The sequence below is a fragment of the Pseudomonas svalbardensis genome (assembly GCF_030053115.1).
GTDB lineage: Bacteria > Pseudomonadota > Gammaproteobacteria > Pseudomonadales > Pseudomonadaceae > Aquipseudomonas > Aquipseudomonas svalbardensis.
In genome coordinates this window covers 3331415-3346488 of sequence record NZ_CP125619.1, presented here as the reverse complement: position 1 = coordinate 3346488, position 15074 = coordinate 3331415, and the positions used below count along the sequence as shown (strand labels likewise).

10 protein-coding genes and 1 tRNA gene are annotated in these 15074 nt (G+C 61.0%); 7 read left to right on the top strand and 4 right to left on the bottom strand.

Annotated elements, in window-relative coordinates; all coding sequences use genetic code 11:
• Positions 1 to 57: 57 nt before the first annotated feature.
• Positions 58 to 1212, bottom strand: coding sequence for a MalY/PatB family protein (locus QFX16_RS15400; RefSeq protein ID WP_283180348.1), 1155 nt, complete (start codon positions 1210 to 1212; stop codon positions 58 to 60).
• A 242-nt stretch (positions 1213 to 1454) separates the two neighbouring features.
• On the opposite strand from QFX16_RS15400, the gene fdnG reads away from it, so the two are divergent.
• The 7 genes from fdnG (at position 1455) to QFX16_RS15365 (ending at position 10545) form a co-directional block, all read left to right on the top strand.
• Positions 1455 to 4520 carry a formate dehydrogenase-N subunit alpha gene (gene fdnG / locus QFX16_RS15395; protein ID WP_283180347.1) on the top strand — a complete coding sequence of 1022 codons (3066 nt, stop codon included), beginning with the start codon at positions 1455 to 1457 and terminating at the stop codon, positions 4518 to 4520.
• The gene (gene fdxH, locus QFX16_RS15390) at positions 4521 to 5456 is read left to right on the top strand and encodes a formate dehydrogenase subunit beta (protein WP_283180346.1); all 936 of its coding nucleotides are present in this window, start codon (positions 4521 to 4523) and stop codon (positions 5454 to 5456) included.
• Positions 5453 to 6106, top strand: coding sequence for a formate dehydrogenase subunit gamma (locus QFX16_RS15385; protein WP_283180345.1), 654 nt, complete (start codon positions 5453 to 5455; stop codon positions 6104 to 6106). The genes fdxH and QFX16_RS15385 overlap by 4 nt, the downstream gene beginning before the upstream one ends.
• A gap of 4 nt (positions 6107 to 6110) precedes the next feature.
• The gene (gene fdhE, locus QFX16_RS15380; protein WP_283180344.1) at positions 6111 to 7037 is read left to right on the top strand and encodes a formate dehydrogenase accessory protein FdhE; all 927 of its coding nucleotides are present in this window, start codon (positions 6111 to 6113) and stop codon (positions 7035 to 7037) included.
• A 77-nt stretch (positions 7038 to 7114) separates the two neighbouring features.
• On the top strand, positions 7115 to 8539 hold the full coding sequence (gene selA / locus QFX16_RS15375; protein ID WP_283180343.1) for an L-seryl-tRNA(Sec) selenium transferase: 1425 nt from the start codon (positions 7115 to 7117) through the stop codon (positions 8537 to 8539).
• Positions 8536 to 10443, top strand: coding sequence for a selenocysteine-specific translation elongation factor (gene selB, locus QFX16_RS15370; protein ID WP_283180342.1), 1908 nt, complete (start codon positions 8536 to 8538; stop codon positions 10441 to 10443). Before selA ends, selB begins: the two co-directional genes overlap by 4 nt.
• Before the next feature lie 6 nt (positions 10444 to 10449).
• Positions 10450 to 10545: transfer RNA gene (locus QFX16_RS15365), tRNA-Sec, on the top strand.
• A gap of 309 nt (positions 10546 to 10854) precedes the next feature.
• On the opposite strand, the gene phaC is transcribed toward QFX16_RS15365, so the two are convergent.
• The 3 genes from phaC to phbB form a co-directional block, all read right to left on the bottom strand.
• Positions 10855 to 12558 (bottom strand): class I poly(R)-hydroxyalkanoic acid synthase, encoded by a 1704-nt coding sequence (gene phaC / locus QFX16_RS15360; protein WP_283180341.1) that lies wholly within the window; start codon positions 12556 to 12558, stop codon positions 10855 to 10857.
• A 96-nt stretch (positions 12559 to 12654) separates the two neighbouring features.
• On the bottom strand, positions 12655 to 13833 hold the full coding sequence (locus QFX16_RS15355; protein ID WP_283180340.1) for an acetyl-CoA C-acetyltransferase: 1179 nt from the start codon (positions 13831 to 13833) through the stop codon (positions 12655 to 12657).
• Between the two features lie 57 nt (positions 13834 to 13890).
• A complete protein-coding gene (phbB, locus tag QFX16_RS15350) occupies positions 13891 to 14637 on the bottom strand; it encodes an acetoacetyl-CoA reductase (protein ID WP_283180339.1) in 747 nt (248 codons plus the stop codon).
• Between the last annotated feature and the right edge of the window lie 437 nt (positions 14638 to 15074).

Genomic DNA, 15074 nt, shown 5'->3' with positions numbered 1-15074 from the left:
GGAAAACACACAACCCGCCTGTGGGAGCGAGCAAGCTCGCTCCCACAGGCGGGTTGTTCAGGCCTTGCGATTGAGCAAACTACGCTCCATCCGCGCGATGCCTTCTTCCAGCAATGCCCGTGGGCAGCCGAAATTCAGGCGTACGAACTGTTTGCTGTCATCGCCGAAATCCAGACCAGGGCTCAGCCCGACCTTGGCTTGCTCAAGGAAAAACTGCTGAGGGTTATCCAGTCCCAGCGCCGAGCAATCGAGCCACGCCAAATACGTGCCTTGCGGGATATTCATGGTCACACCCGGCAGTCGCGTGTTGATTGCTTCCACCAGATAATCCCGATTGCTTTGCAGATAAGCCTTCAACCCGGCCAGCCAAGGGCCGCCTTCGCTGTAGGCGACGCGCGTCGCTTCCATGCCCAACGGGTTGACGCTGTCGACCATGCCGCAGCGGGCGTGGTTGACCCGCGCACGCAACGCCGAGTCCTGAATAATCATGAACGATGTTTTCAGCCCGGCAATGTTGTAGGCCTTGCTCGCCGACATCAGCGTGATGGTGCGCTTGGCGATTTCCGGGCTCAGGGAAGCCGTCGGAATGTGCAGGCGCCCGTCGAAACACAGCTCGGCATGAATCTCGTCAGAGATGATCCAGGCGTCCTGCTTCACGCAGATGTCGGCGACCGCTTGCAGTTCTTCTCGCGGGAAGACTTTGCCCACCGGGTTGTGCGGGTTGCTCAGCAGAAGCGCACCGCCACCGGTCAGCGCCCGATTCAAGGCATCGAGTGGCGTGGCGTAAGTGCCGTCCGCCAACGCGTCGAATTCGAGTTCAACCTTGTTCAAACCCCAGTGACCCGGCGCATGGCGCAGCGGCGGGTAGTTCGGAACCTGAACCACAACGTTCTGCTGCGGCTGGACCAGCGCATTCAGCGCCATGTTGAACCCCGACTCCACGCCCGGCAGGAAAATCAGTTCCTCAGGCAATACGCGCCAGGCGTACTTGTTCCACAGATCGGCGACGATGGCATTACGCAAGTCATCCTGGGCCACGCTGTAGCCGAGCATCGGGTGTTCCAGACGTTTTTGCAGGGCCTGGATGATCACCGGCGGTGCGGAGAAGTCCATGTCGGCCACCCACATCGGCAACACGTCGGCCGGATAACGGCTCCATTTGGTACTGCCGGTGTTGTGGCGGTCGAACACCTGATCAAAATCGAAAGTCATGCTCAGTCTCATAAAAAGCGGGGTTGAACGTGGGGCAATGATAAACGCCAAGCCCCTGTGGGAGCGAGCTCCCACAGGTAGTGTGATGGCTGACGCCCCCGGTATTGCCCGATGGTCGGTTTTCACACAGTCAGTTCTCGCATTGTCTACAGTTTTAAATGTCGGCAGCCAGGCTGCCGCAACCGTGTTTGTCCAGAAAAACCCGGCAAAACTACCGGGTCTCCACCTGACAGGAGTGCACGATGGACCTCAACCGTCGTCAGTTCTTCAAGGTCGCTGGTATCGGCCTTGCAGGCTCGAGCCTCGGCGCGCTGGGCATGGCCCCCGCGACTGCCTTCGCCGAGCAGGTGCGCCACTTCAAGCTTGCCCACACCCATGAAACGCGCAACACCTGCCCGTACTGCTCGGTCGGTTGCGGCGTGATCATGTACAGCCAGGGTGATGCTGCCAAGAACGTCGCGCAAAACATCATCCACATCGAAGGCGATGCCGACCACCCGGTCAACCGCGGCACCCTGTGCCCCAAAGGCGCCGGCCTGCTGGACTTCATTCACAGCCCCGGCCGTCTGCAATACCCAGAGGTGCGCAAACCCGGCACCACCGAGTGGACGCGTATCTCCTGGGATGAAGCGCTCGATCGCGTCGCCGACCTGATGAAGGCCGACCGCGACGCCAACTTCATCGAGAAGAATGCCCAGGGCCAAACGGTAAACCGCTGGCTGACCACCGGTTTTCTCGCGGCCTCGGCAGCGTCCAACGAAGCGGGTTATATCACCCACAAGGTCATTCGCAGCCTCGGCATGCTGGGGTTCGATAACCAGGCGCGTGTCTGACACGGCCCGACGGTGGCAAGTCTTGCCCCGACATATGGCCGTGGTGCCATGACCAATACCTGGACCGATATCGGTAACGCGAATCTGATCCTGGTAATGGGCGGCAACGCAGCAGAAGCGCACCCGTGCGGCTTCAAATGGGTGACCGAAGCCAAGGCACACAACAAGGCCCGCTTGATCGTGGTCGATCCGCGTTTTACCCGGACCGCCTCGGTGGCCGACTATTACGCGCCGATTCGCACCGGCACCGACATCGCCTTCATGGGCGGGCTGATCAACTACCTGCTGACCAAAAACAAAATCCAGCACGAGTACGTGCGCGCCTATACCGACGTGTCCTTCATCGTCAAAGCCGGATTTGGCTTCGAGGACGGGATCTTCAGCGGCTACGACGCAGCCAAACGCAGCTACACGGACAAGTCCGGCTGGGGTTATGAAATCGGTGAGGACGGCTTTGTCGAAGTCGACCCGACCCTGCACGACCCGCGCTGCGTCTATCAATTGATGAAGACGCATTACAGCCGCTACACCATCGAACTGGCTAGCCAGATTTGTGGCATGCCAGTCGATGCCATGCAGAAGATCTGGGAAGAAATCGCCACCTGCTCGCAACCGGGCAAGACCATGACGATTCTCTACGCGCTGGGCTGGACGCAGCACTCGATCGGTTCGCAGATCATTCGAAGCGCGGCCATGGTGCAATTGCTGCTGGGCAACGTCGGCATGCCGGGCGGGGGCGTCAATGCCTTGCGCGGGCACTCCAACATTCAGGGGCTGACCGACCTTGGCTTGCTGTCCAATTCGCTGCCGGGGTACCTGACCCTGCCTGGCGATGCGGAGCAGGATTACACCGCCTATATCACCAAACGCACGCAACCACCGTTGCGTCCGGGGCAGTTGTCCTACTGGCAGAACTACAGCAAGTTCCACGTCAGCCTGATGAAAGCCTGGTACGGCGCGAATGCCACGCCCGAAAACCGTTGGGCTTTTGACTATCTGCCGAAACTGGACATTCCCAACTACGACATCCTCAAAGTGTTCGACCTGATGGGCCAGGGCAAGGTCAACGGCTACATGTGCCAGGGCTTCAACCCCATCGCCGCGTTGCCTGACAAAAACCGGGTGATGGCGGCACTGGCCAAGCTGAAGTGGCTGGTGGTGATGGACCCGCTGTCCACCGAAACCTCGGAGTTCTGGCGCAATGTCGGGCCATACAACGACGTCGAAACTGCCGGCATTCAGACCGAAGTGATTCGCCTGCCCACCACCTGTTTCGCCGAAGAAGATGGCTCGCTGGTCAACAGCAGCCGCTGGCTGCAATGGCACTGGAAAGGCGCCGACGGCCCTGGCGAAGCGCGCACCGATGTGCGGATCATGAGCGAGTTGTTCATCCGTCTGCGCCAGCGTTACCAGGCCAACGGCGGCGCTTATGCCGAGCCGCTCCTTAAACTGTCCTGGCCGTACAAAATCGCCGAAGAGCCTTCGCCGGAAGAACTGGCCAAGGAAATCAACGGCTATGCCACCACGGATTTCACCGACGCTACCGGCGCGGCGATCAAGGGCAATGCGCAACTGGCCGGTTTCGGCCAGCTCAAGGACGATGGCAGTACTGCATCGGGTTGCTGGATTTTCTGCGGCAGCTGGACTGAGGCGGGCAACCAGATGGCCCGGCGCGACAACAGCGACCCGTACGGGATGAAGCAACACCAGGGCTGGGCCTGGGCCTGGCCGGCGAACCGACGGATTCTTTACAACCGCGCTTCGTGCGACCCGCAAGGCAAGCCGTGGGACGAGAAGAAACGCCTGGTGTGGTGGAACGGCAAAGTCTGGGGCGGCACCGATGTGCCGGACTTCAAGGCCGACTCGCCACCGGAAGCCGGGATGAATCCGTTCATCATGAACCCCGAAGGCGTGGCGCGGTTCTTTGCCGTCGACAAGATGAACGAAGGACCATTCCCTGAGCACTACGAGCCGTTCGAAACGCCGATCGGCATCAACCCGCTGCACCCGGAAAACAAGAAAGCCACCAGCAACCCGGCGGCACGGATCTTCGATTCGGTGTGGGATTCCTTAGGCGTGGCCAAGGACTATCCGTATGCCGCGACCAGCTACCGGCTGACCGAGCATTTCCACTTCTGGAGCAAGCATTGCAAGCTCAACGCGATTTCCCAACCCGAGCAGTTCGTCGAAATCGGTGAAGTGTTGGCCAAGGAGAAAGGCATCGTGGCCGGCGACCGGGTCCGTGTCAGTTGCAAGCGCGGACATATAGAAGCGGTGGCGGTGGTGACCAAGCGGATTCGTCCGCTGCAGGTCAACAATCAGGTGGTGCACCAGATCGGTATCCCGTTGCACTGGGGCTTTACCGGGCTCACGCGCCACGGTTACCTGACCAACACCCTGGTGCCGTTTCTCGGCGATGGCAACACTCAGACCCCGGAATCCAAGTCATTCCTGGTCAACGTGGAGAAAGTCTAAATGGCCAGCCAAGACATCATCGCCCGTTCGGCCACCACGACCGTCCCGTCCTCGGTACGCAATCAAGAGGAAGTGGCCAAGCTGATCGACACCACCAAGTGCATTGGCTGCAAGGCTTGTCAGGTCGCCTGTTCGGAATGGAACGAGCTGCGCGACGATGTCGGCCACAACCTCGGCACCTACGACAACCCTCAGGACCTGAGCGCAGATACCTGGACCTTGATGCGCTTCACCGAGCACGAAACCGACGCCGGCAATCTGGAATGGCTGATTCGCAAGGACGGCTGCATGCACTGCGCCGAGCCCGGTTGCCTGGCGGCGTGCCCGAGTCCGGGGGCGATCATCCAGCATGCCAATGGCATCGTCGATTTCGACCAGGACCATTGCATCGGTTGCGGGTATTGCATCACCGGTTGCCCGTTCAATATCCCGCGAATCTCGCAAAAGGATCACAAGGCCTACAAATGCACGTTGTGCTCGGACCGGGTGGCGGTGGGGCTGGAGCCGGCCTGCGTCAAAACCTGCCCGACGGGCGCCATTGTGTTCGGCACCAAGGACGATATGAAAGACCATGCGGCCGAAAGGATCGTAGACCTCAAGAGCCGTGGCTTCGAACACGCGGGTCTGTACGATCCGAGTGGCGTCGGCGGTACTCACGTGATGTATGTGCTGCACCATGCCGATGAGCCCCGGTTGTATGCCGGCCTGCCAGACCAACCGACCATCAGTCCGCTGGTGGACCTGTGGAAAGGCGTGAGCAAACCCTTGGGGTTGCTGGCCATGGGCTTGGCGGTGCTGGCCGGGTTCTTCCACTACGTGCGCATCGGGCCGCAGTTGGTCGAGGAGGACGAACACCCGACCATCCCCGATCCCTCCGTGCATGAAATCGATCCATCGGTGCACACCTATGATCCGAAGGGGGAGGACAGGCCATGAACGACAAACCGATCCTTCGCTACACATCAAACCAGCGCACCAATCACTGGCTGGTGGCGATCCTGTTTTTCATGGCAGCACTGTCGGGGCTGGCGTTGTTCCACCCGGCGCTGTTCTGGCTCAGCAACCTGTTTGGCGGTGGGCCGTGGACGCGCATCCTGCATCCGTTCATGGGCGTGGTGATGTTCGTTCTGTTCCTGGGATTGGTGATGCAATTCTTTCGGGCGAACTTCTTTATCACCAACGATCGGCTGTGGCTGAGGCGAGTCGGGCGGGTGATCAAGAACGAGGAGGAGGGCGTGCCGCCCATCGGCAAGTACAACCCTGGGCAGAAGCTGCTGTTCTGGACCTTACTGGCTTGCATGCTGGTACTGCTGTTCAGCGGGCTGGTGATCTGGCGCGCGTATTTCAGCGAGTACTTCGGCATCACCAGCATTCGTTGGGCGATGCTGCTGCATGCGTTGGCGGGTTTCATCCTGGTGCTGAGCATCATTGTTCACATCTACGCCGGCATCTGGATCAAGGGTTCGGTCAGCGCCATGGTGCATGGCGGAGTGAGCCGCGCCTGGGCGAAAAAACACCATGAACTCTGGTACCGCGAAGTGACCCGCGACGAGCATCCCGACCGGCCGATCAGCAAAAAAGGATAACCCCTTGGCGACGATTCTTGAGCCTGGCGAGATCGAAGCGGCGGCGAGCTCGCCACCGTTTCTGCACCTGCCTCCGAAAAACCTGTTCACCTTGCGCGCCTTGCGCCTGGAGCGTCTGGTCGACGGCCATCCACTGGCCGATTACCTGCGGCTGGTGACCGGCCTGTGCCACGTGCAGCAGGGGCTGATGGACGATTTACCCGTCACCGCTATGCCCGATGCCGAACGCCTGCGCGTGTGCCAGCAACATGATTTGCCGCCGTTCGCCGCCGACAGTCTGGTGCGCGAGGACCATTGGCTGCCGTACCTCGAAGCACTGTTGCAGTGTTACCAGCCACCACCGCAACCTGCCGTGGAAAAAGCCGTGGCGACCTTGCGCAGCGCCCACGTCGGGCAACTCAAAGCCTGGGCGATTGCGCTGGTCAGCGGCCAGTTCGCCTTGCTGCCCGCCGCTGTGGTGCCGTTTCTCGGCGCAGCGTTGCAAGTGGCCTGGAGTCATTGGTTGCTGAGTACGCCGGACCTTGCGCTGAAACCCGGCGACAGTCTCAGCCAATGCCCGGCCTGCGGTTCGCCGGCCATGGCCGGCGTGATTCGCCACCGCGGCAAGTACAACGGCTTGCGGTATCTGGTGTGTTCGCTGTGTGCCTGCGAATGGCATGTGGTGCGGGTCAAATGCGTGTATTGCGAACAAAGCAAAGGCCTTGAATACGTCAGCCTCGATGACGACCGCCGCGCCGCCAATCAGGCACCGGTACGCGCGGAGGTCTGCCCCGGCTGCCGCAGCTACCTGAAACTGCTTTATCTGGAAAACGACGCCGAGGCCGAAGCGCTCTCGACGGACCTGACTAGCCTGCTGCTGGACATGCGCCTGGAGCAGGAAGGCTACCAGCGTCCGGCGCCTAACCTTCTGCTGGCACCCGGAGGTGGCTGAGCTACCCCTTTGAGCTATCCCTTTAAACTCAACGGCTACACTCAGGCGCTACGGTCATTCGTAATCAGGAGCGCCTGATGTCCAACAGACCCGCCAGCCAAACGCAGCGGCTGCCTTCCATCGACAGTCTGTTGCGCCATCCCGCCTGCCAACCGCTGGCCGAGCGTTATGGGCGTGACGCGTTGCTGGCCAATTTGCGGCAATTGCTCGATGACTTGCGTGAACCGGTTCTTTCAGGGCAACTCGACGCTATTGAAATCGCGCCCGAAGCGTTAGCCGGCAGAGCGGGTGAACGCTTGGCCACTCAGCATTGCAGTCACGTGCGCCGGGTGTTCAACCTCACCGGCACCGTGCTGCACACCAATCTGGGGCGAGCGTTGTTACCGGAGGAAGCCATCGAAGCGGTGCAGAGGGCGGCCCGTTATCCGCTCAACCTGGAATTCGACCTGCACAGCGGCAAGCGCGGCGACCGTGATGACCTGATCGAAGGCCTGATCCGCGAGCTGACCGGCGCCGAGGCGGTGACGGTGGTCAACAACAACGCCGCTGCGGTGTTGCTGATGCTCAACAGCCTGGGCGCGCGCAAGGAAGGCATCATTTCCCGGGGCGAACTGATCGAAATCGGTGGCGCCTTCCGCATTCCCGACATCATGGCGAGAGCCGGAGTCAGGCTCCACGAAGTCGGCACCACCAATCGCACGCATGCCCGCGATTACGAGGCGGCCATCGGCCCCCGTAGCGGTTTGGTGATGCGCGTCCATGCGAGCAACTACAACATCGAAGGCTTCACCGCTCGGGTGCCGACCGCCGAGTTGGCGAAACTCGCGCATAAACACGGCTTGCCGTTGCTTGAAGACCTCGGCAGCGGCAGCCTGCTGGACCTGACGCGCTGGGGCTTGCCCGCCGAACCGACGGTGCGCCAGGCGCTGATCGATGGGGCAGATATCGTCACCTTCAGTGGCGACAAACTACTGGGTGGCCCCCAGGCCGGGTTGATTGTCGGCCGCAAAGACCTGATCGCGAAGATCAAGAAGAATCCACTCAAACGCGCCTTGCGGGTCGATAAACTGACCCTGGCCGCCCTCGAAGCGGTGTTGGGTCTGTACCGCGATCCTGATCGACTGGCCGAGCGGCTGCCGAGTTTGCGCCTGCTGACCCGGCCCCAAGCAGACATCCTCGCCCAGGCCGAGCGCCTGCAACCCTCGCTGGCCAAAGTCTTGGGCGACGGCTGGAGCGTCAGCGCAGCCCCTGCACTGGGCATGATCGGCAGCGGCAGCCAACCGCTGGCGCGCTTGCCGAGTGCGGCGTTATGCCTGCGACCGCACGCGTCCAAGCGTCTTCGCGGACGGCGGCTGCACGGTCTGGAAGCGGCCCTGCGTGCGTTGCCGATTCCGGTGCTCGGGCGCATTGATGACGATGCGTTGTGGCTGGATCTGCGGCAACTGGACGATGAGCCGGCGTGGCTGGCGCAACTCGATCAAATTGCAGGAGCCATAGAGTGATCGTCGGCACCGCAGGGCACATCGACCACGGCAAGACTGCCTTGCTCCAGGCCCTGACCGGCCAGGTCGGCGACCGTCGCCGGGAAGAACGTGAACGCGGCATGACCATCGACCTCGGCTACCTTTACGCGGCGCTGGAGCCGCAAGCGCCCCTGACCGGTTTTATCGACGTGCCCGGTCATGAGCGCTTCACCCACAACATGCTGGCGGGGGCTCAGGGCATTGATCTGGTGTTGCTGGTGGTCGCGGCGGACGACGGCGTCATGCCCCAGACCCGCGAGCACCTGGCCATCGTTGAATTGTTGGGAATCCCTCGGGCGCTGGTGGCAATCAGCAAATGCGACCGCGTCGAACCGTCCAGAGTGCAAGCCGTTCGCGAACAGATCCAGACATTGCTGGCCCCGGGACCCTATGCCAACGCGCCGCAGATTGCGCTGTCGAGTGTGACCGGGGAAGGCATCGTGACCCTGCGACAGGCTTTGCTCGCGGCGCAACGTGAAGTCCTTCAACGCAGCACCACCGGCGGTTTTCGCCTGGCGATTGATCGTGCCTTCAACGTGGCGGGCGTAGGCATCGTGGTGACCGGAACTGCGTTGTCCGGCCTGGTGGTGGTGGGCGATACGCTGGTGCTCGGCCCGCAGGGCAAACCCGTGCGTGTGCGCGGCCTGCATGCGCAGAATCAGGCTGCCGAGATCGCAATGGCCGGACAGCGAGTCGCGTTGAACCTGAGTGCCGAACGCTTGGCCCTGGAGCAGATTCATCGCGGCCACTGGTTGCTGGCCGAGTGGTTATACGCGCCGACCCAGCGAGTGGATGTCGACCTGCAATTGTTAGCCAGCGAACCCAAAGCCTTCGAGCACTTTCAACCCGTGCACGTTCACGTGGGGACTCAGGACGTGACCGGGCGGGTGGCGTTGCTGGAAGGCACCCGCCTGGCGCCGGGTGAACGGATGTTCGCGCAACTGCTGCTGAATACGCCGGTGCAGGCCGTGAAGGGCGATCCGTTGATCCTGCGTGACCAGAGCGCCCAACGCACCCTCGGTGGCGCGCGGGTGCTCGACCCGTTTGCACCGACCCGACAACGCCGAAGCCCCGAACGGTTGGCGCAGTTACAAGCCCTCGCCACAGGCAATCAGTTGGAAGACAGCCTGCCGGCGTTATTGGCCAACAGCGACATCGGGCTTGACCCGCAGCGTCTAGAGCGTCAGTTCAACCGCCCCCGCAACACGTGGGTTTTGCCCGATGACGTGCGCCTGATCAACACCCGCCAAGGTCCGTTGCTGTTCAGTGCGGTCCGCTGGGAAGCACTGAAAGCACCGTTGCTGGAACACCTCGCACGTTTTCACCAACTGGAACCGGATCAAATGGGCCCGGACCGGGATCGCCTGCGCCGGTTCACCGGCACAGCGCTGGACCGTCCGACATTCATCAGTCTGCTCGACGAATTACTCGCCAGCGGTGCGATTGCCGCCAGCGGGCCATGGCTGCATTTGCCCGATCATCAGGTGCGTTTGAGCGAAGACGACGAAACCCTGTGGCAACACTTGCAACCGTTGTTCGAACAGGCTGGATTTGATCCGCCCTGGGTGCGCAACCTTGACCATGACGAGGCGGTCGTGCGCTTGCTGCTGTGCAAAATGGCGAGGTTGGGATTGGTGCATCAAGTCGTCCGTGACCTGTTCTACACCGACACGATGATCCGCCGATTGGCGGCTATGCTTGTGCAACTGGCCGCGCAAAACCCGGTGATTCAGGTCACGGCGTTTCGTGATGCAGTGGGCCTGGGTCGCAAGCGCAGCATCCAGATTCTCGAATACTTCGACCGGATCGGCCTGACGCGACGGTTTGGCGACAAGCGCCATATCCGCCTCGACAATGCCTTGGCTCAACGCACCGACCACTGACTTCAAGGAAGGCAATCGCGCCCGGTGGCGCGGCCGGGCTTCAAACCCGGTTGGGGACGGCATCCGTTCCCGGGCAGGTTCGACTCCGGCTGCCTTCCGCCATTTTTAATCATGCTGGCTGAACCAAGCACTGGTTCGACTCGCCCCGCAGAGTAGTCACAGATCCTCTGTGGCGAAGGGACTTGCGCCCCGTCCAGTTCTGTAGCAGCTGTCGAGCCTGCGAGGCTGCGTCCGGCTGCGTAGCAGCCATAAGGTCAGACAATGCGGTGCGTCAGACGCACCGCATACACAGGGTTTACGACTGCTTCGCAGTCGGACGCAGCCTCGCAAGCTCGACAGCTGCTACAAGACAGGCGTTGTTGCTGAAATGGCATTACCACAGCGCTTGAGTTTTTCGCGCGGGGTTGTCGATCACTGCATCACATAACGCCCCGGTGCCGACTCGATCGCCGGGTATTGCGCGTTACCGGTGTGCAGCACCGAGGGCTGGCGTTCGCCGGACTGTTCAGCCAGCCAGACGAACCAGTCATTCCACCAGCTACCGGAATGTTGCTGGGCGTTCTTGAACCAGGTTTCCGGGTTTTTGGTGACCCGGTTGTTGGTCCAGTAGTGACGTTTTTCCTTGGCCGGCGGGTTGATCACCCCGGCGATATGCCCTGATGCGCCCAGGACAAAACGCTTGGTCCCGGAGAGCAACTCGGTGCTGGCGTAAGCGCTTCTCCACGGCACGATGTGATCGTCATGGGTGGCGAGGATGTATGCCGGAGCATCGATGGCGCGCAGGTCCAGCTTGACCCCGCAACAGTCCAGCTCACCGGATTTCAGGTCGTTCTGCAGGTAGGTGTGGCGCAAATACCAGCAGTACATCGGACCCGGGAGGTTGGTGCTGTCGTTGTTCCAGAACAGCAGGTCGAGGGGGATCGGTTTCTGGCCCTTGAGGTATTTGTCGACGTTGTAGTTCCACCACAAGTCGTTGGGACGCAGCAGCGAGAAGGTATTGCCCATGTCCTCGCCCTTGAACAGGCCGATGGGGCCATCCTGGCCGCCGATGGTGCGCTCGCGGTAGGCTACCAATTGTTCGTCGACGAAGATGTCGATGGGGCCGGTATCAAGGTAATCGAGGAAGGTGGTCAACAGGCTCATGCTGCCAATTTCGCGGTCACCGCGCGCCGCCAGGACGGCCAGCGCCGAACTCAGCAAGGTGCCGCCGATGCAGAAACCGACGCAATTGGGCCGCTGCTCGCCGCTGATCTCGCGGGTCACTTGCAGGCCTTTGATGATGCCGGTTTCGATCAAGTCATCCCAAGTGGTGCCGGCGTGTTCCTGGTCGAAGTTACGCCACGACATCAGAAACACCGGGTGCCCTTGTTTCAACAGATGGGCAACCATCGAGTTGTCCGGGCGCAGGTCGAGAATGTAGTACTTGTTGATCGACGGTGGCACGACAAACACCGGGCGCCGGTACTGGGTTTCGCTTTGCGGGTAATACTGAATCAGCTGGAAGAGTTCGTTCTCGAACACCACTTCGCCCGGGGTGTTGGCGAGGTCAACACCGACTTTGAATGCACCGGCGTCGCACTGGCGCATCTTGCCTTCTTGCAGGTCGCTGGCCAGGTGCAACAGGCCGGTGAGGAGGCTGCTGCCCTGGGTATCGACGACACGTTGCAGTGCATCGGGGTTACTGGCCAGAAAGTTGCTGGGCGCCCCGGCAGCGATGGCTTGTTCCACCAGATAGAGCAGGCGTTGGCGCGGCTTTTTGTCCGGGATCGCTAACGTGTCCAGCAGCTTCAGCAGAAACCCTGCGTTGAGCAGGTAAAACGCTGCGAGCGAGCCGAACAGAGGCTGGCTCCAGTTGCCGCTGGAAAAACGTCGATCGTCGAAGCTGAATGGCTGACCGGTCAGCAGACGCTGGCCGAGGTCGCCCCATTGCTGTTGGTAATCCGATTGAAGGCTGTCCAGGGTACCGCGCGGCAGGTCAAACCACTCGTTGTAGGCCTGGCCGGTAAACCACGGATTGCTACTGACCCAGAGACGTAATTGTTGCACTGCAAAGGAGGCAATGAACGGAACCTGGCCTGACCAGAAGGTGTTGAAGGTATGCGCGTTATTGTCCATGGAACTCCTTGCCCACATCCGTAAACCGGGCCGAAAAAAACCGCGGCGCCGGACTTCGGTGCCGCGTCAGCAACTTAAGCAAACACTCCTGTGTTTCTAGCGCTCGATGACCAGGCTGACGCCTTGGCCGCCACCGATGCACAACGTGGCCAGGCCTTTTTTGCCGTCGCGACGAATCAGCTCGTGCAACAGCGACACCAGAATCCGCGCACCCGATGCACCGATCGGATGACCCAGGGCAATTGCGCCACCGTTGACGTTGACTTTGCTGGTGTCCCAACCCAGTTCCTTGCCGACGGCCAGTGATTGCGCGGCGAACGCTTCATTGGCTTCGATCAGGTCGAGGTCGTCCAGACTCCAGCCGGCTTTGGTCAAGGCCAGACGGGTGGCCGGCACCGGGCCGATGCCCATGATCGACGGGTCCACGCCAGCGCTGGCGTAAGCCTTGATGCGTGCCAACACCGGCAAGCCGAGGGCCTGGGCCTTGGCGGCGCTGGCCAGCAACAGCACGGCGGCGCCGTCGTTGAGGGTCGACGAGTTGCCGGCGGTCACGCTGCCGTTTTTCTGGAACGCGGGTTTGAGGTTACCCAGCGCCTGCAGTGTGCTGTCTGGACGCGGCTGTTCATCAGTGTCGAAGACCAGCGGCTCACCCTTGCGCTGAGGGATCAGGATCGGGGTGATTTCACGCTTGAAGTAACCCGCTTCGATGGCTGCAGCGGCTTTCTGTTGCGAGGCCGCGGCGAAAGCGTCCTGGTCTTCGCGACTGAGGCTGTACTTCTCTGCCAGATTCTCGGCGGTGATGCCCATGTGGTAGTCGTTGAAAGCGTCCCACAAACCGTCCTGAATCACGCTGTCTTGCAGTTGCGCATGACCCAGGCGCAAACCGGTGCGGGCCTTGGGCAACACATACGGCGCCAGGCTCATGTTTTCCTGGCCGCCGGCAATGATGAGTTCGGCGTCGCCGCAACGGATGGCCTGGACCGCCAGCTGGACAGCCTTGAGGCCCGAGCCGCAGACCTTGTTCAGGGTCAGGGCAGGGGTGGTATGGGGCAGGCCGGCCTTGATTGCCGTCTGGCGTGCCGGGTTTTGCCCCGAGCCCGCGGTGAGTACCTGGCCGAGGATCACTTCATCGATCTGCGAGCCGTCCAGACCGGTCTCTTCCAGCAGACGGCGAATGACCGCCGCGCCCAGCTCGGTGGCTGGAATCGCGGACAAGGCACCTTGAAAACTGCCAATGGCGGTACGAGTAGCGGCAACGATTACGACTTCGTTCATGCGTGACCTCATTAAGATTTTGTCGAGCGAAAGCAGGGCATCCATGCCCTGACAGGTCTACTGCATGTTCATGCCGCCGTTGACCGAGAAATCAGCCCCGGTGCTATAGGCCGATTCATCGGAAGCCAGCCAGGCCACGATGGAGGCGATTTCTTCAGGTTGGCCGAGACGCCCGACCGGTGTGGCCGCGATCATGGTGTCGAGGATGTCCGGGCGGATGGCCGCGGTCATGCTGGTCTGGATGTAACCTGGGGAGACGGTGTTGACGGTCACGCCCTTGCCGGACACTTCCCGGGCCAGTGCCATGGTGAAGCCATGGATGCCGGCTTTGGCCGCGCTGTAGTTGGTCTGGCCGAACTGGCCGCGCTGACCGTTGATCGAGGAGATGTTGATGACCCGTCCCCAACCCTTGGCCAACATCCCTTCAATCACCTGTTTGGTGGTGTTGAACAGGCCGCTCAGGTTGGTGCCGATGACCGCGTTCCAGTCTTCGGGCGTCAGCTTGCGAAAGGACGCATCACGCGTGATGCCGGCGTTGTTGACCAAGACATCAATCGGGCCGAATTGCTCACGTGCCATCTCGAATGCTTTGCGCGTTGATTCCCAATCGGTGATGTCGCCATAGATGAATTCGAATTGATAACCCGCCTCCAGTTGGCTCGCCATCCATTCGTTCTTGCGGGCGGAGTCAGAGCTGCAGCCCACGATGACCTTGAATCCTTCCTTGTACAGGCGTTGGCTTATCGCAGTGCCAATCCCACCCATGCCACCCGTGACCAACGCAATACGACTAAGCGACTTCATACACTCTCTTCCTTTTTGTGTTTTGCGCTGCAAGATGGGTGGATTGTTCGGTATTGGCGGGGTGTGCGGAAGTGTTGAGAGGTGACTGTCTGGTGTCCAACGGTGCCATGCACGGAATGAAATTGAACTGTTCACTGCCTTTGTCATCGCCAAGCCGCGTGTAGCAGCTGCCGAGCCCGCGAGGCTGCGTTCGGCGGCGTAGCCGTCGTAAAACCAGACACAGCGCTCTTTCAGGAAAACCGCGTACCCAGGATTTGCGAGGACTTCGTCCTCGAACGCAGCCTCGCGGTGCTCGGCAGCTGCTACAGGGTGACGAATGGTCTGAAAAACTGGCTAAAAGTGAGGATTACCTATACTGGGATCAATATTGGCAACGGAACACCCCGTTAGGATTTTGATTCAACGCAGATCAGTCATGGCTCCGGACAGGATGTTCG

Coding starts and splice junctions, on each gene's coding strand:
- QFX16_RS15355 (WP_283180340.1), bottom strand. CDS start 13,833: ATGAACGAAGTCGTAATCGTTGCCGCTACTCGTACCGCCATTGGCAGT.
- QFX16_RS15385 (WP_283180345.1), top strand. CDS start 5,453: ATGAACGACAAACCGATCCTTCGCTACACATCAAACCAGCGCACCAAT.
- selA (WP_283180343.1), top strand. CDS start 7,115: ATGTCCAACAGACCCGCCAGCCAAACGCAGCGGCTGCCTTCCATCGAC.
- phbB (WP_283180339.1), bottom strand. CDS start 14,637: ATGAAGTCGCTTAGTCGTATTGCGTTGGTCACGGGTGGCATGGGTGGG.
- fdxH (WP_283180346.1), top strand. CDS start 4,521: ATGGCCAGCCAAGACATCATCGCCCGTTCGGCCACCACGACCGTCCCG.
- QFX16_RS15400 (WP_283180348.1), bottom strand. CDS start 1,212: ATGACTTTCGATTTTGATCAGGTGTTCGACCGCCACAACACCGGCAGT.
- phaC (WP_283180341.1), bottom strand. CDS start 12,558: ATGGACAATAACGCGCATACCTTCAACACCTTCTGGTCAGGCCAGGTT.